Here is a 19,658-nt window from a genome sequence, read left to right on the forward strand (position 1 = left end):
CGGCTATCATTGATGCCGATGCTAAAAACCGGCAGGGGCGTAGCAGGCGCCTCAAAGGCCCAGAGTTGATGTGGCCTCTCGTCTCCTGCTTCTCCGCACGTTTGAGTAGTCGCCACCACAGATCGGACGACAGGAAAATCTTGGAGTGCGTCGGCTTTACGGGGCAAAGCGGCGTGGCCACCTTCATCCTTCGTGCACAGCCGTTTAGCGTGAAGGGTCGCGCAGGATAGGCTCCAAATGTTCTCGTTTCGATTGACCGGTGGATCGAGGGCCATACCGCCCTAGGATCCACCGGTCAGTCAACCCAACGCCTTAGGTCGGATCCTAATCGCCGTAGGGATCAGTAGTCCCACCAAGCCGGGACCCAGCGATAAAGGTCGCCGGCGGCTGCCACACGACCGACCGACGGGAACGGCATGTGCGTCGACACCAGCCAAGATCCGGTTTCCGCCAGCTCTTTCATAAGACGGAGCCGGACGCGGGTTGCTTCCTCTGGGTCGTGTTCAAAGCCGTTATGCCACTCAGGATGGTCGAAGGAAACCGGGAATAGGGCGTCGCCCCCGAACATAAGCCGTTCGCCGCGAGACGAGATCCGGACCACGCTATGCCCTGGGGTGTGGCCGCCGGTGCGTGCGACAACCACCCCCGGCGCCACCTCGGACTGCTCATCAAAGGTGCGCAAATGACTGCCGAACATGTCCATGAACTCGAGCGACGCCTTGCGTGCCAGATCCGCAAGTGCCGGTGGCATGGCCGTAAGCGAGAAATCGGGTGACTTCCAGAATTTGGCTTCTGCCGCGGACACATGGACGCGCAGATCTGCACGCATCCTCTCTTTCACGCCTTCGACGAGCAGCCCGCCAACATGGTCGAAGTGCATGTGCGTCAATACAACGTCGGTCACGGATTCAAGATCGACGCCGGCGGCTTCCAGACGATGGCCAAACTGTCCGGCTCGGGGGAAGTCGGGGTACTCTTCGCCGATACCGCTGTCGATGAGAATCGTCTGGTCGCCGCTACGTACCACCACGGCGTTCAACGCCCAGTCAAAGGCTTCCTTCGATAGAAACCTTTCGTCTAGCCACGCTCCACGTTCGGCTGGGTTGGCATTGGTGGCCATTGACTCGGCTGGAGGTGTCAGCATCCCATCGCTGATAACCACCACTTCGATCTCACCCACCTGAACCGCGTAGCGTGACGGAACCAGTTCGTCCGGCGTCGGTCTTTCCTGCTGGATGATTTTTCGGGGGCTGATTTCTGCTTTCGACATATGCGCTCCTGTTTTCGCAATTCATACGTGCCGGTCGGGCTACATCAGGGAATCTAGTTTGGAGCGTTTTAGCAGTCGACCTACACATGAGTATGGGGCGGTCACGCTCATCCCGCCCGGACTCAAGGAACACAGCCAGGTCTCCTGGTTTGCGTCCGAAATCTCATAATCTTCCGACCGGAACCGGAGCGGAACCGCGGCGTAGTCTCGCCTCCTCGTGCATGTTGATGGATGTCGATACGAGAACGCGGGTGACCAGCGATGTAGGAAAACGGACCTAGGAAGATTCGTTTTTTGAGGATCGATACGGACGATCAATCGTCGGCGCGGAAGGACTGCTCCGGAGATAACGCGGCGGCTCAATGCCGACGGATGCCCGTTCTCGTTCAGGTCTTCGGCGTGGGCAACTCTATTCCCCCTGTTTCCGGCAGCCACCGTCGCGGCGAACTGCCAGCAACTCGTCGAGTCGCGAGGCAACCCAAATCACGGTCATCGACCCCTGCGCGAAGCGATAGCCGAACTCGAAGTCTTCTGTCTCAAGTCTAGCATGAACATGTCGGACAACGGCTGAAGCTACACAGCCGCAGTGATCACCCGTCTTCGTGACCGCTGCAATCGGTCCCTGACCGCGCTGCCAAACCGCGGAGATACTGGCATGATCAGTTCAATCGCTCATCTTCGCCGGAATTTCCTCGCCCGGTACTGGGGTAATGTCGGGCGCTTCTTCCGGGACATCATCAGGTCCCGGCTCCTCAATTGGGCGATCTGGGTCGGGCAGCGAATCGGGCGGAGTATCTGGTGGAACTTCCTCGGGCCTTTTCGGGTCTCTGGGGCCTGGGACGGTAACAACCTGGGGCTCCGAGGGCGTCAGGCCTGCCGGGCCGGGCATCGGAATTGGTTCAGTAGGTTTCGTGCTCACGATGGACTCCTCCTCAGGAGGGCAACTGATACCGCGCCGTTTTTGTTCCGCAAGCAGGGAGGCGAGGCATGAGCGCCGACCCCGCTTCATGCTCGATGGCCACACCATGTGCGTCGGGCTCGCATTGAGGCCATGCCAAGGTGCCGTCGGGCTCATATTGCGTCGTCCACCGCCATACGCTCGGCAAGCATCTTGCGCAGTATCCTAGTCGAGCTCAACCCGGATTACGCGGATGTCGCGGTTCGCGCGTAGCGAAAGCGCGCCCATAAACCTGACGAAGAACCAGCATGAGAAATCTTTCCCATCCGTGCCGGTGGGACCAGAGAGGCCGCCATCGCAGCCCCTCTTTATGGTCATGTCACGGAGATACGCGGCCACCCCCAGACGTTCCCTTGAGCATCCACGGCAGAACCGCGGGCGCTTCAACAAGAATCCCCTTCTTCTTCGCAAACGCACAGAGCGTATCGCGCGCGACACTGATGGGCTTCAGCCCGTCGTGAGCCAGGTAGCACGTCTTCAAGGTCGCATCGTGGATAACATCCTGATCTCCTTCGGACCACTCCTCAAGGAAGTCGATCGCGTCGGCCAGGTTGGTAATCTCGATGACCAGGTCCTTCCTTTCACTCAGGTAAACTGGTCGATCAAACATCTTCGTTTGCATTTCTACCTCACTGAACTGATTGTTTTTCAACAAGGAAAGCGCTTTGCGCTCGACGAAAATTTATTTTCGACGCCGCGCCAGTTCAAGAGGTCTAGCGCGTTTTTTCGCCAAATCTCGCCATCAGTGCCGCCAGACCCTCCTTGGCGCCTACGCCAAATACGGTCCCGACGCAATCACCATCCCTGACGCTTTGAACATCAAGGAAGACGTGCCTCATCAACATGAAGATGGACCATGATCGCCTCGGCCCACCCGTTTGCCAGCGGTCCGCGGCGAGCGCTCCTCGAAAGCCCGCCCCGTTCGCCGGCTTCGACGAGACGGCCGAACGGAAAACTATACTAGCAAGTTTATTGCGGACGTAGATTAGAGGGAAAACTCGCCGGGCCTGAGGCAAAAGCGAGGGATGCCACAGCTGTAATCATGATCTTCATCGGTAGTCTCCTAGGTTCGAACCTCCCGCCAAGGATTGCGGGAGACTTTGGCCTAGGACTATTGCGGAGACGGCGACATAAGGCAGGTGTCGTATTTCGACCGTTCCGCGATCCGCGACGCCTCCAGGTGGTTAGCGACTTGTTTCGAACACATTGGCCTCCTATACCTCGTCGTTGGCATTGCTATGAGCGCTGAATGATTCGCCGCTCGCAAATGCCTCGTCGCTTTAGACTTTTGACCACGGATGTACTGGCACTGGGCGATGATGAGGAAGGTCGGTGCGGTTTCGCCCCGGCCTTTTTTCATGGGAATTGATCTCAATTTGTTCCTACTCCGGACGAGCTAATTGAGCTTAGACATGCGCGGTATGTCCTGTGGATGTTCGCTGCTCGTTCTCGCGTTTTAGATTTAGCTTGAAGGCGCACCACCTAGTTTAGCGGGTGATTGGTGGTGTCGGCGCTGTTTCTGATCCGAATTCCGGTTCAAACGCCATGATGCCAAGCACGATCCCCACGAGAATGCAGAGCAGCACGATGAAGATGAGGCCGGATTTGTCCATCGCTCACTTCAGGCTCAGAATGCGAGCAATTCGTGGCAGAGCGTGATCAGAGCAGGGCGTCCGCTTCCAGATCCAGCGCCATGGTAGTGGTGACCTTTGCCTCGCGCCGAGAGGTGGATGAATCCCGTAACAATTTCCGCAGGCAGGACAAACGGTAAGTCGCGTGGCCCATGACCACGAAGAACCGGGTCCATGCCCAGGCCTGCAACCAGTCCTCATTCTCTCCAGTGCAGGCGGCGCGCGCCACATGATTTTTGCCTGACGTTCAATTTCATCGGGGGAGCGGTGCGGTACTTTGCGGCAAGGGCCAGCGCGAGAGCCCGGAGGTTTGCGAGAATGTCTCGGTGCTCGTCGGCTGCTTGCGCCTGGGCGTTTAGCTCCGCCAGCAGGCGCTCATCATCGTCGGCCATTGGTGCCTCCATTAAGCGCTGGCCTTCCGATCCAGCGACAATCTCGGGAGCGTGCAAACTTTCAATTTTCTCGAAATCAGTATTGGAAGCTTCAACTTGGATCACAGGTCGAACCGCAGACTGATTTCGTGGCGGCTATGATGAAAACTATCATCAAGGCGTCGGCCGTCTGGTCGATCCTGACATGAACGATGTCTCCGCGCGCTGGAAAGCGCTCCGGTCCAGGAACAGTTGGCGAGTCAGGCACTCAACATCGCCAACGATGAGTCGAAGAGCATTTTTGCACTCTTCAGGTAGTCGAGTCGTCCGCGCCGAGACTGCCGTCTATGCCGAAGCGCCGTCGCGGATTGCCTCGAAGGAAGAGCCTTCTCAAATGCCTTGCGAGCACCGTAGGCTCACCAATCGCGGCAGCGATCACAGCAAAATCAGTAGGACCAAGGGAAACCGTAAAAGCGGCAGGCAAAGTGGCCGTACCGCCTGGCGCCGTCACTGAAACATCGGTTGAACCCGCGGCATTGGCCGGTGCGATGGCGGTGATCTGGGAATTGCTGACAACCACAATGCTGGCTGCTGCCACGCTGCCGAGCATCACGCTAGTCGTGCCAATGAGATGATTGCCGGTGATCGTGAGGGCTGTTCCACCCCTCGTGGAACCGGTTGCAGGAGAAATCCCCGTCAGGCTTGGTGGAGCAGGAGCGACAACAATTGTGTAGCTGGCCGAAGCCGAGCCTGAGGTTACAGCGGTCGCGGTAACGTTGATGGTGAAGGCACCATCTGCGGTTGGTGTTCCAGTGACCTTACCGGAAGCCTCGTCGATGATGAGGCCAGCTGGCAGCCCGGTAGCGCTGAACGTGATGGTGCCGACACCGCCGGCCGCGGAAATCGAACCATCGTTGTACGCGGCACCGACCACACCCGCGGTCAAGGCAGAGCCTTCAGCCGGTGTCAGGGATACAGGGAGTGGGGCCGCCGCGATCACGATGATATAGCTCGCGACGGCGACCCCCGAGGTTGCTCCAGTTGCAGTAACAGCAAGGGTGAACGTCCCAGCGGCCGTCGGCGTTCCGGTAATCTCACCGGTCTCAGGATGAATGGACAGGCCTGATGGCAGACCGGTGGCACCGTAGGTGATAGTGCCGGCACCACCAGACGCGGAGATCGAACCATCGTTGTACGCGGTGCCGACCACGCCCGCGGTCAACGCAGAGCCGTCGGCCGGTGTCAGGGATACAGGCGGTGGGGCCGCCGCGACGACGATGGTATAACTCACGCTGGCCGTGCCGGAGGTTGCTCCGGTTGCGGTAACAGCAACGGTGAACGTTCCATCGGCCGTCGGCGTTCCCGTGATCGCACCGGTCGCAGGATCAATGGACAGACCGGAGGGCAGACCGGTGGCACTGTACGTAATGGTTCCGGCACCACCGGTCGCGGAAATCGAACGATCGTTGTACGCGGCACCGACCAAGCCATTCGACAGGTTCGAGCCGTCGGGCGGCGTGAGGATCATCGAGGGAGCAACGTTCCAAGGTGTTCCACGGGTAAAAGCCAGATTGCTATTTCCTGCTATGTTGCTGATGGCATTTGCCAGAACATCAAGGCGAAGGGTGCCTGATCCGGATATATCGTCGACCCGGACGGTATAATGAACGTTGTCCGAGGTCTGGATTAACGCCAGCCTCCCGATAGCGGTGCCGGTCGATGTCAGCACCAGGTCGGAGCCGGTAAAACCCGTGACGGCTTCGGAGAACGTGACATCAAACGTCACGCTGACGGCGCCGGACGCAGGGTCGCCGATCACCCCGGTTGAAATAACCTCAGGTCGCATAGCTGCTGCTTCGACTATAAGCGTATAGGTCATCGCTTTCGAATGGGCACGCGCGTTAGCCGCCTGAACGGTGAAGGTGAAACTACCCGTTTCCGTCGGCGTTCCCGACAGTTCACCGGTATCGGCCAGCGTCACACCTGCGGGCAACGTGCCACTGGTCAGCGTATAGACAAAATCCAGATTGCCGCCCGTTGCGGCGATCGTCTGATTGAAGGCGACGCCGATTGTTGCGTTGACCAACGTCGCAGGCGAAATGGTAATTTCCTCAAAGCTGAAAGAAATCGAGCAATCCGACGTGATGGGATTGGTGTACCATGCAGCGCCCACAGCATGAATACCGCATCCGCTGGGCTCACGATATGTCGCGGCCGCATCCGGTGAGACGTTCCAGAATGCTATTATCCGCTCTTCGGAAACTTCCACAGGACTACTGATCGTCGTCTGGGGATCGTCATTGAAGGTGACATTGATAACACGGCCCGGGCCGTTGGATGACCAGGAAACCGTGTGGTCCTGGGCGGGCGCCGCAATCACCCGGACTGTCTGTGTAGCCTTTTGCGAGTCGTTGAAGTTGGCGTCTCCCATATGTTGGGCGCTCACCACGCAATCACCAGCATTCAGAAAAGTGACAACACCGTTGGAAACAGTGCATATGTCGCCGCTTTCCACCTTGACCTCGACAGGCACGCTCTGGCTTACGCGCATCGCGTGAGCGGTCACATCATATGTCTGACCGACAATTGCCTGCCTAGGTGGAATTGTGTCGAAATAGATGCTTTGGTCGGCCTTGGCGATATCGATGACAACGCCACTGCTGATGCCGGGCTCATGGTTCTCGTCCCCGGAGTAAACAGCGGTGATGATATGCTGGCCAGCGCCAAGCTCATTGGTGGTGATCGTTAGACTGGCCCCATTGCTGGTATCGAACGAAACTGTGCCAATCCTTGTATTTCCATCCATGAAGGCAATTTCGCCGTTCGGTTTGCCGCTCGTCCCTATGACGAGCGCCTTAATTTCCACCGTCTGGCCGTAAACTCTGCCTTTCGGCAGTTCGTCCACCAAGACGATCGAAATTGCCTTTGTGATTGTCAGCGTCGCCGGCCTTGAATAGGCGCTCTCACCGTCCTTGCTGACGACAACGCGATATCGTGTGCCGGTTTCGCTGACGCGGACGGGCTTGAAGGTGTATGTACTCTCGATGGCACCTGGAATTGTCGAGAAATCATGCCCGTTGGTACTGACCTGCCATTGATAAGTCGCATCGCTAGCGCTGGTCGCGACGGAAAACGTGACGATTTGCCCGGCCGCTACCGTCAGGTCCTGGGGTTGCTGCGTGATAGCAGGAGGGGCGGCTTGCGCTGGCGAGCCGCACAATAGCATGAGCGTTACCAGCAGAAATACTGACCAGCCGCGTCTCAGAGTCTTCCACGCCTGTGCCGAATCCCAGCGCGCTCCATGGAGGCTTTGATTTTTAAAGAAAAAGGTCTCAGTCGGGATCATACGAATAAGAAGCTCAGTGGGAAATAAGAAGAAGCGCAGCCTTCATTGATGCACTTGAGTGGCCCCCGCGGAACGAACCGGCGCCACCAACGATCGCCACCATGGCAGGGGCCTGCCGCCGGCCGGCGATCGTCAACCCGGCAAGACCCGACGGCCTTGAAAGCCTGATAATGCTCGCAAGCCTACGAGGGGGCGTTCTTTCAACCTCCGTCGCCTTCGTCATCTCCGTCCGTCGCCACTAGAATTTTACGCCCAGACCAATCTTGACGGTCTGCTGGTCGACATCGACGTTGATGCCCTGCAGGTCTTTATCCCCGTAGTCGCTGTACCTGTATTCGGCGCGGCCGAAGATGTTGCTGGTGAAGGCGTAATCCAAACCGGCGCCGACCGTGTAGCCGTTGAACGTTGCTTCCTCTTTGCCCAATCCCGGCACATCGACATAGCCACGCGTCGCCGCCCAACCGGCTGTGGCATAGATGAGCGCGTGATCTAAGGCATAGCCAACGCGTCCCCGCACCGAGCCTGCCCAATCGGTGCCGAAATCTGCGCCGAAGATTTTCTGTTCGTTCCAGTTGTATTCGAGATCGCCTTCAACGCCGATGATGAGCCTATTGTCGAATTGATAATTATAGCCGGCGAACCCACCAAAGAGGCCGCCATTGGCATCTTCGGATCCGGCGATGCCGAAGCCGGAGAATTCACCATTGGCCCAACCGCCGCCGCCCTGAACACCGAGATATGCTCCCGACCACACAAAGGTCGACGCATCGACAGCAACAGACCGTGCGCTATTTTCGGGAGCTACATCAGCAGCCATTGCCGTAGATGCGGTGAGCACAAGAATGGCAGGTAGAAGGAATGTTCTCATGTGGTCGGCTCCGATTCCGTGCGAAACTATCGTTGAATTGACGGCCCGCCGGACTGGCAGGCAGCCATCGTGAATTAACGTCGCCGAGGAGCGACGTCCCGTGGTGATGGCAGCGTGAAGGCTTCCAGCCCGCGCCAATTGCGCCCAGACAATCAATATTCCGGAGCTGATGGTAAGTATGAAAAAGAGCGGCCGCGTAAATCTATCCCAGCGCGCAAACGGCACCGTTCAAAATAATCACATTACGCAAAAGTCAGCTGGCTGCCTGCGAGCGCATGCGGCAACTACCAACGTCCCCATTGGGAAGCTCGGTCGAACCAGTTTTGCGATTCGCTGATCCCGGCCATCCGATATCTTTGCGCTACGGCCGCCCGCGCCTCGCGCGGCGTGATGCCGTAAAGGCGCTGAAAAGCGCGCGTGAAATTGTGAGCGTAGGTAAAACCGTGTTCGAGACCGATTTCTCCAATGGATCTGTGTGCCTGAGCGGGATCGCGAAGGGCCCGGCGCGCCATTTCCAGGCGCCGCTCCTGAATATAGGAGGCAACGCCGCCATCTTTTGAAAAGAGATAGGCGAGCTTGCGCAATGACATCGTGAAGTGTGCTGCAATCTGAAAGGGCGACAGATCAGGATCCAGTGCATGAGCATCGATATAACGGCGGATCGTTGCCAGTTGCGCCCCGGCTATTCCGCGCATCGTATCTTCTCTCGGGACACCATTGAGGGTGGCGGCGACAAGTTCGAGCGTCGGCGCTACCAGCGTCGCCGCCTGCTTCTCGTCGAGTTGCGGCAATAGCCGGAAAAGGCTGTCGATGTGGTTGCGGAGCAACCCGACCATCGGCTCATGAGCCGCGAGGACTCGCATATTGTGGTCATCGGGGTTGATCAACAATCGCGCCAGCAGTGGGCGGGGGACGAAGAGAGTAAGATTGCAGAAATCGCTTGCTGATCCCGCATGGGCCTGCGCCGCGTCATGAACGATCATGTCTCCCGGCCCGGCGTAAGCTTCTTCTCGTCCGTCATGGCGTCGCCAATGACCATCGATGAAGAACTGTATTTCGAAGTGGTCGTAACCGTCCGCGCCGATGCGATAGTTGGAACGACTAAGTTTTTGGGCCACGCTAACACAGTGTGTAAGCAACAGGTCTCCGAGGCGAAATGTACAATGTGCGGTATGAAATTCATTTGCCTGGAAAATGTTGAAATCGTAGAGCGAACCGGCTGATTCTTCCCAGAATGCGAGAGCTTTCTTTAGAGGGATCGCGCGCGTATCCGTTTTGAACAAAAGCGTGGGATGCTCTTTTTTGGTCATCGCTCTTCCAGTTTCTCTCCACAGCAGCATCAGAATACGTCTTCATCAACATCCTAGGGTATCTGCGCGGCATTGCCCTACAAGTGTCTCACGGGTCTTGGAAAGAACCATTTGTAGGTCGCAGATCGATCATCTTACAAGTCCTGTCGATTGCCGAGTTTCCCCGTCAGCATTTGGCACGGATGATTATATGGCTCTGTTGCCAATTTTTCATTTTGGTTATGAAGTGCCAACTCATCCGCTTATTTCCTAACGACAGAGGAGAGTGCGAATGCCGTAAAGGTATCCCTTACGCCCGGAAGTTCAGAGATCAGTTGCCAGCTCTGGCGGATACGATCGGCGGGACTCTACCCGTACCAGCAGATCAAAATCGACCGCCATCACATCGCAACCGACGACCACCGGAATTTTTCGCAAAGCGTGGATGACCTCGCCACCCTTCATGCGATCCTGGCGGTAGACAAAAATCAATGCGGTGGTGATGTGGCTGTCGTTTCCGCCACCGTTAGTGACGATTGTATAATCCTTGATGAAGCCTTCGCGTTCAAGCCGTTCTATCCGAACGCGAACAGCATTTCGCGACAGATTGACTTTACCTGACAGTTCCGCATGAGAGGCACGCCCGTGGGATTGCAAGGCGCAAAGTACCCTTGAACCCGATTTGGGTAGGCTGTTTCGATTGTTGGAGCAAGTTTTAGGCTGATTACACAGTGCCTACAGTTGTCTTCTCGTGCGCTGGTGTCCGTGTCCGCGGCGCTCCGCACACGGTTCTTGAAGAGTTCTCGATCAGATGGATGCCACCGAGATCCAAGCGGTGGCGTAGACGATGGTCGGCATGGCACATGCTCATCGAAACTGAAATCGTAAAAAGAGCTGCAGCGCCTGAAGTTACGAGTTTTCCAACTCTTCCAGCAGCGTCAGCGAAAATCGCAGGCTGCTTGTGGTGCGAGACGCGGTGCCTCATGGCCATTCCTACGGCATTTTACTGCTTGGGAGCAGCCGCGACCGCATAACCGGCGTCCTGCCATTCCGGAAACCCGCCAGCGAAATGGAAGATGTGCGTGTAGCCCCAAGCAACGGCCTTTGCGGATGCATATGCGGAATAGGGACAATGTTTGCCGTGACAATAGAAGGCAACGTCTGACTGCTTGCCCGCCACCTTGGCAAGGCTCTCCTTCGATAGATCAGTGACAAGGGACAGATTGATGGCCCCAGGAACATGGCCGTTGGCGTAGTCTGGCGGGGCCCGTACGTCGACGAAAGGCACCCCGCTGTCACGCAACACCTTGGCTTTCGCAGCGTCAACTTTCGTTGTGCCGTCCACAGTTACTTCGCCGTGGGTCATCCTCATGAACTGGACGTAGTCGTCCAGAGCGAGATCGGTCCCTGCGCCCTCGGGCACTCCTGCTTTCCGTAGGCCCTCCTGCACCCGTGCAATGTACGGTCTATGATAGTTGAACGCGATGCCGTACCAGTCCCACGCGCTTTCTTGGACCGTGAGCGGATCGTATGCGGCGGACAGGGCGATCTCGTTGTATTTGGCGATTGCGGCCTCAACGCCGTCGGTGCGGCCGAGGTGCCCAAGACTAGATACCAGCGTCGCGTAGTCCGCGTGGACGGCCGACTCTTGTTCCATCACCCGCTTCAGCGTGTTGACCGCATCTTCGTATTTTTCTTGACAGAAGAGTGAGATAGCCAGCATGCGAAGCGTTCCGGGTGCAAAACGGGGGTCGAGGCGCATAGCCAGGCGCGCTTGCTGTTCGGCCTCGTCGGCGTGCCCGGTCGCGTTGAGAATCCGCGCCTTGCTGATGTGGTTGTCCGGATCGTTCGGGGCAAGCTCCATCGCACGATCGATGGCGACGAACGCCTCGTCATAGCTTCCCTGCTGCGCAAGCAATTGGGATGAAATCGCGTAGGCAAGCGACGTCGGCTTCTCCATTGCTTTTGCCAGGTTTCTGTTCAGGCTCTCGTAGGCGTGCTCCCAGCCAGCACCTGCGGAAGAAAACCAGAACGAGAGGCTAATTCTCCAGTTGGCTGCGGCGAGCGATGCGTAGGCGCGGCTATAGTCCGGATCGAGCTCTATCGCCTTCTCGAAGAGAGCAATCGCCTTCAGGGTCTCTTCTTCGTTGTCATGGCGAAGATGATCCCATCCTCGGAGCAATGCATCGTAGGCTTGCGGGTTGCTGGTTTCCGCTTCGCGCGCCGTGACCTGTTCCGCACTCGTCAGCTTCACCGCGAGCGCGGCCACGATCTGGCTGATGACCTTGTCCTGCAGCCCGAAGACCCCCTTTATTTCACCATCGTAGCGATCGGCCCAAAGGTGATGTCCGCCGACGGCATCGATCAGTTGGGCATTGACTCGAACCTGATTTCCGTCGCGACGTACGCTGCCCTCCAAGACGTATCTGACGCCCAGATCTTCGGCTACCTGCTGCACGTTCGCGGGTTTGCCTTTATAGGCGAAGGTGGTGTTCCGCGAGATGACGAAGATGCCGGACAGCTTCGATAGGTCTGTGATCAAGTCTTCCGTCATTCCGTCTGCGAAATAGGCCTGCTCGGGATCGGAGCTGAGATTATCGAACGGAAGGACCGCTATCGACGGCTTGTCGGGGAGGGGAAGCGCCATCCGAGCGACTGACGCAGTTCCGACACTGGTCTTCCAGGGGCTTATCCATAAAACAGGGGTCGCCACTAAAAGAACCAGGGCAACCGCGGCGGTAATGCCCCGATTGCGATGGCGCTGGTTCTTGAACCACCAACTGCGCGTATTTCCATCAAATTTGACGCGATAGACACGCACGGGTCGCGCAATGTTTTTCACATGCTGCTCGCCCATAAATTCCAGTGGCAGCTCGAGCTTGCCTTGCAAGTGATCGAAAGCCGTGCCGGATACAAAAAGCCCTCCTGGCTCACATAGTTGCTCCAGGCGAGCAGCGATGTTTACGCCATCGCCCAGCAGATCATCCGCATCCACCACGACGTCGCCGAGATTAACGCCCATGCGGAAGAGCAGGCGGTGGTCGCCCGGGATATCCGCTTGGCGTGCTGCGACTTGCCTCTGGAAATCCACGGCACAAAGGACAGCATCCACGACCGAACCAAATTCCGCGATCGCCCCATCGCCCATGAGCTTCACGATCCGTCCGTGATATTCCGCCAGCAACGGGTCGAATACTTCGGCGCGCAACGCTTTCATCGCGGCCAGCGTACTGGCCTCGCTAGCTTCGATAAGGCGCGAATAACCAACAATATCGACGGCGAGAATTGCGACCAGCCGCCGCTCGGCATGATCTGCTCCCATGGCCACTCTCTCCAGAAAGACGAAGAAAGCCCCGCTGTTGGGTCTGGTCCCAGACGGAAACTTCTCAGCCTCCCAGTCGAGCGAAGTCTACTCCCGATTCATCGTTCGTGCGATAGCCATTGCCTGCCGCGGGGCCGGGGACATGTCTGCGCGTCCGGCCGATTGTGAAGTCGCGATTCATCAAGATCGGTACCCTCGACAGCTGGCCATGGAGTGCGCGACCCGGGTCGTCATTCTTCGGCCGGACGGGAAGCTGGTCGGCGGGCGCAGAGGCGTGGAGCGACGGCGCGAAGGCCTGAGTTCCAGCGACGAATGGAAACGCAAGCGCCTGCATCCGCTCGTGTCCTACGGCGCGATCGGGGCCCGTCGTGCGCTTTCCGCGATATCTGGAAGTTCAGCTGTCAGTGCGATGATCTGACATTTGGATGTTGGCTTGTGCCATCAACCCGAAGAAATCTCCAAGCCCTTCTTTCAATAGAAGAGTCGGCGCAAAACGAGCTTCGCTTCGAGGCATTGCGAGGCACTATCTGCAAACGCACAGTCGATTTCTCGAATGTGCCTAAGGGCTTCTGCCCTTGCTCGTTCATTCACTTGATTGACGGATAACGTCTCAGATGTCCCATCCCTGTTCTCGACCGTGCACTCCGTTCCATAGCAGAACGTCGTTTGCGCCTGGGCGGCACCAAGTATCAAAACGGTGAGCATTATTCCCATGGCGGATCTTGATATGTTGATCACTGTCATCCCCATTTGATCGTTTCAAGACAGTTTTCTTCGGTCTTGAGAATACATCACCACGCCTTCGGCGGCCAAGGGCCGCCAATGGGAGTAAGCACGGACTCGACGCGAAGCTACCCGCCCATCCGCTTTGCTGATCGATGATCGCCAGGAACAAGTATCGGTGCAGGTCGGCAATATCATCGGGCATTCGTCGTTCGCTCGGATCGAGGTAGCCGAACACGATCGGCCATCAAGTGGGCTGGAGAGCGTAAGACGATATCGTATCTGCAAGGGCTCTCAGTTTGGCACTGATTTCGCGAGCCTGATGCTCAGTCAGTGCAAATTGGAGTGCAGATACGTCTGTGTTATCAGGATTGACGCTGAACTCGAGCCTAAGGAAGATGTCGGCTTCGTTGTTGATCAGCGTTGCGGCCTTCCAGCCGACGACCGGTGATACTCTGACGCTGCCGCGCCCGTCCTTGTTCCAACCATTCATCGTGTTGCAAACCTCCGGCTGAGGAAGTCAGATTAAAGCAAAACAATGACAGGTTGTCGACTGCCGCCACGAATTCACGATAAGGCAGGCTGATGCTCTGGCAGCCTGGCCGCACCGCTCGTTGCCACTTGGACGTTTTGTCGCTCACCGCGGTGCCTTCGGATTCTACAGCGCGCAATCAAAAGTTGTTTCCCTCGTCGGCTCCGCTTCTCAGCCCTTAAGAAAGAAATTGATGCGTCACCCAGCGAACGTTGAAACTTACACTGCGCAATCTGGAGCGTAACGGCTTCGTCCATTATTTTCCCGAAGTGCCGCCGCGTGTCGAATATGAGCTGACCGAGATTGGCCGCGGGGCTTTGCGCGCCCTTGAAAGGTTCAACTTTTGGGTTCGTGATAATCTGCACACCATCCAGGATTCCGTCGCGCTTACGACGATACCAAGTAGTTAACCCGCTTGCGGGCAGCTTTCTCGCTGTGGGCGTGTATCTCCACGCCATGAACCATCGGGCACGAGTGCTTGTCGACGCCCAGTGCAGCAATCTGGGAGTAGGCTGTCAGACGTAGCGAACCGCTTCGGCCCTCGTGCTGGCCCGTTTGGACAGCCAGAAGTAAACACGGAGATAGATCGTCACGCCGAGGTGGAAAGGACAGCGGTGGCGAGTACCTCCAGACGTATTCCGTCGGAAAGAAGATCGACGACGACGGTGGCACGGATCGGGTAGGGCGCTGAGAAAAACTGCCGATAGACCCGATTCATGCCGGCTGCGTCGGCCTTGTCTGTGAGATAGGCCTGGATCTGCACGACATCGGCAAGCGTGCCCCCGGCCGCCTCGAGCGCCTGCTGCAGATTGAGGAACACCTGGCGCGCCTGCGTTTCGATGTCGCCGGTGATCAGTTCGCCCGTCGTCGGGTTTTTCGCAATATGGGCGGAGCGCACGATAGGGCCCGACTTGACCGTGGCGCTCAAAGGCGCCTTTGACGCAGCGATGCCGGTTTCGACTTTCTCAAACACAATCCGCTCCCTTATGTCTTGTTGCTGAGAACGGCGTGGGCGAGGATTTCGATGCGAAGGCCTTCAGAAAGTAGCTCCTTCACCACCACGGTCGCACGTACCGGATAGGGCTCCCTGAAGAACTCGGCGTAAACTTTGTTCATGCCGGATGCATCCGATCTTTCAATGAGGAAAACCTGAACCTGCACCACATCGGCCAGTGTGCCGCCTGCGGCACGGATCGCGATGTCGAGATTTCCCAGTGTTCGGCGCGTCTGGGTTTCAATGTCGCCGGTGACGAGGTCGCCGTTCACCGGGTCCTCCGATATGTGGACCGACCAGACGAGATTGCCGGCACGCACGACTTCGCTGATTGGCACGTCGCAAGGGTCTGATCCGGTATCGATGGCTTCAAACATTTTGTTCTCCAAGGAAGTAAGGCTCCTCATTCGGGTCGCGCTTCGAAGCGGGTCACGAACTTCGTGTTGAGATAGCCGTCGAAGGTTTCAACTCCGCCTTCGCTACCATAGCCGCTGTCGTTGATGCCACCGAAAGGCGTTTCGGGTAACGCCAGACCGAAGTGATTGATGCTGACCATCCCGGCGGCAAGCGCTTGCGCTGTGTGCCGGGCTCGACTGCTCGAAGCGGTGAACACGTACGAAGCCAGGCCAAAAGAAAGGCTGTTGGCGCGGCGGATCACGTCTTCAAAACCAGAAAACGGTGTGACGATCGCAATTGGACCGAAGGGCTCCTCGTTCATCAGTTGCAGAGCCTCACAGCCGCCGGCGACGACCGTTGGTGCATAGAAGAAGCCGGTATTGCCGATGCGACTGCCGCCGGTCACGATCTCGGCCCCCCGGTCGCGAGCATCCTGTACGAAGCCTTCCATGGCCGTCACCCGGCGGGCGTGGCAGAGCGGTCCCATCTGCACCCCTTCGTCAAAGCCATTGCCAACCTTCGTTGCGGCCACCTTGTCGGCGAAGCGTGCAAGGAAACGGTCATACGCTGTTGCCTGAACGTAGAAGCGGGTCGGCGAGACGCAGACCTGTCCGGCATTGCGGACCTTTTGGACGGCAAGCGCGTCGGCAGAAGCTTCAATGTCGGCGTCGTCGAAGACGATTACGGGAGCGTGGCCGCCAAGCTCCATCGTCGACCGCTTCATGTGCCGGCCGGCGAGCGAAGCGAGCAGCTTGCCGACCTCGACAGAGCCCGTAAACGAAATCTTCTTCACCTCAGGGGCCGCCAGCAGCGTCTCGGAAATATGCGAAGACGATCCCCAGACAATGTTGAGGCAACCGTCCGGCAGTCCCGCCTCCTGCATGAGCCGGCCGATCGCGACCGTGGAGGAGGGCGATTCCGCCGGGCCTTTCAGGATGATCGTGCAGCCGCTAGCCAGGGCCGCCACGACCTTGCGTAGCGCCTGGCTGAAAGGGAAGTTCCAGGGGGTAAAGGCAATGCAGACGCCGACGGGCTCGCGGGTGACCACCTGTTGCACACGCGGATCGCGCGAAGGGACAAGGCGACCGTAAATGCGTCGCGCCTCCTCCGCGTGCCAATCGGCATGGTCGGCCGCGAATCGAATCTCTCCGATTGCTTCTGCAAGCGGTTTTCCCTGGTCCATCACCATGCTTCGGCCGATGTCTTCGACATGCTTGCGGGCGAGTTCGGCGAAGCGGCGCAGAACCTGTCCGCGGTCAAGCGGCGAGCGGTCTTTCCAGCTATCGAATGCACGCTGCGCGGAGGCGACGGCCGCCGCGAGATCGACGTCAGTAGCATGGGGCAAATGGCCGATGAGCGTACCGCTGGCAGGTTCGATGACCGCGTCCCGCCGCTCGGTCTCATAGATCCAGCGGCCGTCGATCAGCATGCCGAGCCGTTCATAACAATGTGGCGGACGGTTGGAGATGGCGATCTGCGGCATCACGCGATGTAGCCTTGGCTGCGCGCCCACGAAAGCGTGTCGTCGAGGGCCAGCTGCATGCGGGTCATGAGATCGTCGATCTGCATCTTAGAGATGATCATGGCCGGGCATAGGCTCACCATGTCGCCAAGACCGCGAGTAAGGACGCCGCGCTCGGTTGCGAACTTGCCGGCATGGTTGGCGACCTGCCAGGCGGGCGGAAAGTTCTCCTTCGTTCCCTTGTCCTTGACGAATTCGAGGCCGGCCACAAGACCAACACCGCGGGCCTCACCGATCAGCGGGTGTTCGCCAAGCTTGCGAATGCCCTGCTGGAAGCGCGAGCTGACGGCGCGGACGTGGGAGACTATGTCGGTTTCCTGGTAAATCGTCAGTGCCTCCAGCGCGACGGCGGCCGCGACTGGATGACCGCCATAGGTGAAGCCGTGCGAAAAGGTGCCGATCTTGCGGCTCTGGTCGACGAGGACGTCCGCGATCTTCGCGTTGATCATCAGCGCAGAGATCGGCATGTAGGCGGCCGAAAGCTGTTTTGCGCAACTGATCATGTCCGGGTTCAGTCCGTAGGTTTCTGACCCGAACATGTTGCCGGTACGCCCGAAACCGCAAATGACTTCGTCTGCGACCAGAAGGATATCGTACTTCTTCAGGACCGCCTGGAGCTTTTCGAAATAGGTCTTCGGCGGTGTGATCACTCCCCCAGACACCATGACCGGTTCGGCAAAGAACGCCGCCACCGTTTGCGGGCCCTCTTCAAGTATCATTGCCTCAAGGTTGCCGACTAGCCGGGTCGCAAAGTCCTCCTCGCTCTCGCCGGGTTCGGCAAACCGCCAGTAGTGCGGGCAGTCAGTGTGCAGGATATTGGCGATCGGCAGATCGAAATCGCGATGATTGAACGGCAGGCCCGTGAGGCTGGCGGTGGCGACCGTTACGCCATGGTAAGCCTTGCGGCGCGAAATGATCTTCTTCTTCTCAGGTCGTCCGACCGCATTGTTATAGTACCAGACAAGCTTGATCGCCGTGTCGTTTGCCTCGGAGCCGGAGCCGGCGAAGAAGACCTTCGACATCGCAACTGGGGCCATTTCAAGCAGCTTCTCGGCGAGACGGATGCCCGGTTCCGTCGATTTGTGGGCGAAGGAATGGTAAAATGGCATCGTCTTCAATTGCCGCGTCGCCGCTTCCACCAGTCGCTGCTCACTGAAACCGAGACCGGCGCAGAAGAGGCCCGCGAGACCTTCGATGTAGCGCTTGCCTTCATCATCGATCACGTAGATCCCTTCGCCGCCAGTGATTAGATGCGGCCCCACCTCCTGGTGAACCGCAAGGTTGGTGTAGGGATGGACGAGGTTTTGCCGGTCCAGGGCGTGGAGGGAATTGGGGCGGTCGTTCATGGCAAGCTCCAGGGTATGCTTGAATTGCTTGGCGATTGTCAGGCGATGACGTGCACGTCTTCGCTACGCCAGGTGACGTGGCACTCCGAGGCGCCGTCGAGTCTTCGTGCATCGACGCCGGGCACGCGCATGCGGATCGCTTGGGTGCCGAGCTTGCCGACGACCAGAAGGTTGTCGCCGTAGTTGATGGTGCTGTCGATCTTCATCGCCTGGCGCCCAGCCTCCGCCCGGACAGCGAGACGGATCATTTCCGGACGCAGCAGCAGCTCGGCCTTGGTGTTTCGGTCGCCACCTGCAGCCTTCGTGTCGACGACGCCGACTGGCGTCTCGAAACGGCCACCGCCAAGCGAAGTGGCGGCAATGATGTTGCTGTCGCCGATGAAGGAGGCGACGAAGCGGCTCTTCGGCGCGAAATAGATCTCGTTCGGAGTGCCGACCTGCTCGATGCGTCCCCCTTTGAAAACGGCGATCCGGTCCGACATGGTCATGGCCTCGGACTGATCGTGGGTGACATAGACCATGGTGACGCCGAGATCGCGGTGGATGCGCTTCAACTCCACCTGCATGTGCTCGCGCAGCGCCTTGTCGAGTGCGCCGAGCGGTTCGTCGAGCAGAATGACATCTGGCTGGAAGACGAGCGCCCGTGCAAGGGCTACGCGTTGTTGCTGGCCCCCGGATAGCTCGGAGGGGACACGTTTCTCGAAACCCTGCAGGCCGACCTTCGCCAGCGCCTCGCGCGACCGGCGGTCCTTCTCCGCCCTCTCCACGCCCCGCATGCGCAAGGGGAAGGCGACGTTGTCGGCAATCGTCATGTGCGGGAAGAGCGCGTAGTTCTGGAAGACCATACCGATGTTGCGCTTGTGCGGCGGTAGTTTGTCGATGGCACGCTCGCCGAGCCGGATTTCGCCGCTCGTCGGATGCTGGAAACCGGCAATCATCATCAGTGTGGTTGTTTTGCCGGAGCCTGAGGGTCCAAGGAAGGAGACAAATTCGCCGGCCTTGATGTCGAGCGACACGTCGTCGGCCGCCATATGCTTGCCGTCGTAGCTCTTGTTGACACTGCGGAGTGTGAGGGAACGGGCGTTCATGG

The 19,658-nt window shown here is 58.3% G+C and carries 15 protein-coding genes and 1 pseudogene; 1 reads left to right on the plus strand and 15 read right to left on the minus strand.

What is annotated here, in order from left to right; translation table 11 throughout:
* Positions 1–340 precede the first annotated feature (340 nt).
* From ASD00_RS18850 to ASD00_RS18905, 10 genes and pseudogenes are all read right to left on the minus strand, one after another.
* Positions 341–1,270 (minus strand): MBL fold metallo-hydrolase, encoded by a 930-nt coding sequence (locus tag ASD00_RS18850; protein ID WP_057208214.1) that lies wholly within the window; start codon positions 1,268–1,270, stop codon positions 341–343.
* Between the two features lie 1,277 nt (positions 1,271–2,547).
* Entirely contained in the window at positions 2,548–2,850 is a 303-nt protein-coding gene (locus tag ASD00_RS18860) for a DUF982 domain-containing protein (RefSeq protein ID WP_057208218.1), read from the minus strand.
* A gap of 865 nt (positions 2,851–3,715) precedes the next feature.
* Positions 3,716–3,841 (minus strand): exopeptide, encoded by a 126-nt coding sequence (locus tag ASD00_RS40170; protein WP_107028007.1) that lies wholly within the window; start codon positions 3,839–3,841, stop codon positions 3,716–3,718.
* Positions 3,842–4,056: 215 nt separating this feature from the next.
* The gene (locus ASD00_RS18865; protein WP_146160917.1) at positions 4,057–4,251 is read right to left on the minus strand and encodes a hypothetical protein; all 195 of its coding nucleotides are present in this window, start codon (positions 4,249–4,251) and stop codon (positions 4,057–4,059) included.
* Positions 4,252–4,540: 289 nt separating this feature from the next.
* Complete coding sequence (locus ASD00_RS18870; RefSeq protein ID WP_082523638.1) at positions 4,541–7,576, minus strand: putative Ig domain-containing protein; 3,036 nt, start codon at positions 7,574–7,576, stop codon at positions 4,541–4,543.
* Positions 7,577–7,814: 238 nt separating this feature from the next.
* Positions 7,815–8,444 (minus strand): outer membrane protein, encoded by a 630-nt coding sequence (locus ASD00_RS18875; RefSeq protein ID WP_057208224.1) that lies wholly within the window; start codon positions 8,442–8,444, stop codon positions 7,815–7,817.
* Positions 8,445–8,728: 284 nt separating this feature from the next.
* A complete protein-coding gene (locus ASD00_RS18880) occupies positions 8,729–9,754 on the minus strand; it encodes a helix-turn-helix domain-containing protein (RefSeq protein ID WP_057208226.1) in 1,026 nt (341 codons plus the stop codon).
* A gap of 242 nt (positions 9,755–9,996) precedes the next feature.
* Positions 9,997–10,465, minus strand: a pseudogene (locus ASD00_RS18885) (Lrp/AsnC family transcriptional regulator).
* Between the two features lie 271 nt (positions 10,466–10,736).
* Positions 10,737–13,055: a rhodanese-like domain-containing protein gene (locus ASD00_RS18890; protein WP_057208228.1), complete on the minus strand. Its 2,319-nt coding sequence runs from the start codon at positions 13,053–13,055 to the stop codon at positions 10,737–10,739.
* Positions 13,056–14,025: 970 nt separating this feature from the next.
* Positions 14,026–14,271 (minus strand): hypothetical protein, encoded by a 246-nt coding sequence (locus ASD00_RS18905; RefSeq protein ID WP_057208234.1) that lies wholly within the window; start codon positions 14,269–14,271, stop codon positions 14,026–14,028.
* A gap of 251 nt (positions 14,272–14,522) precedes the next feature.
* Here ASD00_RS18905 and ASD00_RS38950 point away from each other — a divergent pair, with 251 nt between their 5' ends.
* A complete protein-coding gene (locus ASD00_RS38950; RefSeq protein WP_107028010.1) occupies positions 14,523–14,720 on the plus strand; it encodes a winged helix-turn-helix transcriptional regulator in 198 nt (65 codons plus the stop codon).
* A 179-nt stretch (positions 14,721–14,899) separates the two neighbouring features.
* On the opposite strand, the gene ASD00_RS18910 is transcribed toward ASD00_RS38950, so the two are convergent.
* Genes ASD00_RS18910 through ASD00_RS18930 form a run of 5 tightly spaced genes read right to left on the minus strand, consistent with a single transcriptional unit; the run spans position 14,900 to position 19,656 of the window.
* Positions 14,900–15,283, minus strand: a complete 384-nt coding sequence (locus ASD00_RS18910; protein WP_057208236.1) for a RidA family protein — start codon at positions 15,281–15,283, stop codon at positions 14,900–14,902.
* Between the two features lie 11 nt (positions 15,284–15,294).
* Positions 15,295–15,681 carry a RidA family protein gene (locus tag ASD00_RS18915; protein ID WP_057208238.1) on the minus strand — a complete coding sequence of 129 codons (387 nt, stop codon included), beginning with the start codon at positions 15,679–15,681 and terminating at the stop codon, positions 15,295–15,297.
* A gap of 26 nt (positions 15,682–15,707) precedes the next feature.
* Positions 15,708–17,183, minus strand: coding sequence for an NAD-dependent succinate-semialdehyde dehydrogenase (locus ASD00_RS18920; protein ID WP_057208240.1), 1,476 nt, complete (start codon positions 17,181–17,183; stop codon positions 15,708–15,710).
* A complete protein-coding gene (locus ASD00_RS18925; protein WP_057208242.1) occupies positions 17,183–18,568 on the minus strand; it encodes an aspartate aminotransferase family protein in 1,386 nt (461 codons plus the stop codon). Before ASD00_RS18925 ends, ASD00_RS18920 begins: the two co-directional genes overlap by 1 nt.
* 38 nt (positions 18,569–18,606) lie before the next feature.
* Positions 18,607–19,656 (minus strand): ABC transporter ATP-binding protein, encoded by a 1,050-nt coding sequence (locus ASD00_RS18930; RefSeq protein ID WP_057208244.1) that lies wholly within the window; start codon positions 19,654–19,656, stop codon positions 18,607–18,609.
* Between the last annotated feature and the right edge of the window lie 2 nt (positions 19,657–19,658).

The sequence above is a fragment of the Ensifer sp. Root31 genome (assembly GCF_001424825.1).
In the GTDB taxonomy this organism is placed as follows: domain Bacteria; phylum Pseudomonadota; class Alphaproteobacteria; order Rhizobiales; family Rhizobiaceae; genus Ensifer; species Ensifer canadensis.

What these genes read in the sequence shown, in the direction of transcription:
- ASD00_RS18920 (WP_057208240.1), bottom strand. Translation starts at nt 17,183, where the DNA reads ATGCCGCAGATCGCCATCTCCAACCGTCCGCCACATTGTTATGAACGG.
- ASD00_RS18930 (WP_057208244.1), bottom strand. Translation starts at nt 19,656, where the DNA reads ATGAACGCCCGTTCCCTCACACTCCGCAGTGTCAACAAGAGCTACGAC.
- ASD00_RS18890 (WP_057208228.1), bottom strand. Translation starts at nt 13,055, where the DNA reads ATGGGAGCAGATCATGCCGAGCGGCGGCTGGTCGCAATTCTCGCCGTC.
- ASD00_RS18870 (WP_082523638.1), bottom strand. Translation starts at nt 7,576, where the DNA reads ATGATCCCGACTGAGACCTTTTTCTTTAAAAATCAAAGCCTCCATGGA.
- ASD00_RS18905 (WP_057208234.1), bottom strand. Translation starts at nt 14,271, where the DNA reads ATGAATGGTTGGAACAAGGACGGGCGCGGCAGCGTCAGAGTATCACCG.
- ASD00_RS18880 (WP_057208226.1), bottom strand. Translation starts at nt 9,754, where the DNA reads ATGACCAAAAAAGAGCATCCCACGCTTTTGTTCAAAACGGATACGCGC.
- ASD00_RS18915 (WP_057208238.1), bottom strand. Translation starts at nt 15,681, where the DNA reads ATGTTTGAAGCCATCGATACCGGATCAGACCCTTGCGACGTGCCAATC.
- ASD00_RS18865 (WP_146160917.1), bottom strand. Translation starts at nt 4,251, where the DNA reads ATGGCCGACGATGATGAGCGCCTGCTGGCGGAGCTAAACGCCCAGGCG.
- ASD00_RS18850 (WP_057208214.1), bottom strand. Translation starts at nt 1,270, where the DNA reads ATGTCGAAAGCAGAAATCAGCCCCCGAAAAATCATCCAGCAGGAAAGA.
- ASD00_RS18860 (WP_057208218.1), bottom strand. Translation starts at nt 2,850, where the DNA reads ATGCAAACGAAGATGTTTGATCGACCAGTTTACCTGAGTGAAAGGAAG.
- ASD00_RS40170 (WP_107028007.1), bottom strand. Translation starts at nt 3,841, where the DNA reads ATGGACAAATCCGGCCTCATCTTCATCGTGCTGCTCTGCATTCTCGTG.
- ASD00_RS18925 (WP_057208242.1), bottom strand. Translation starts at nt 18,568, where the DNA reads ATGAACGACCGCCCCAATTCCCTCCACGCCCTGGACCGGCAAAACCTC.
- ASD00_RS18875 (WP_057208224.1), bottom strand. Translation starts at nt 8,444, where the DNA reads ATGAGAACATTCCTTCTACCTGCCATTCTTGTGCTCACCGCATCTACG.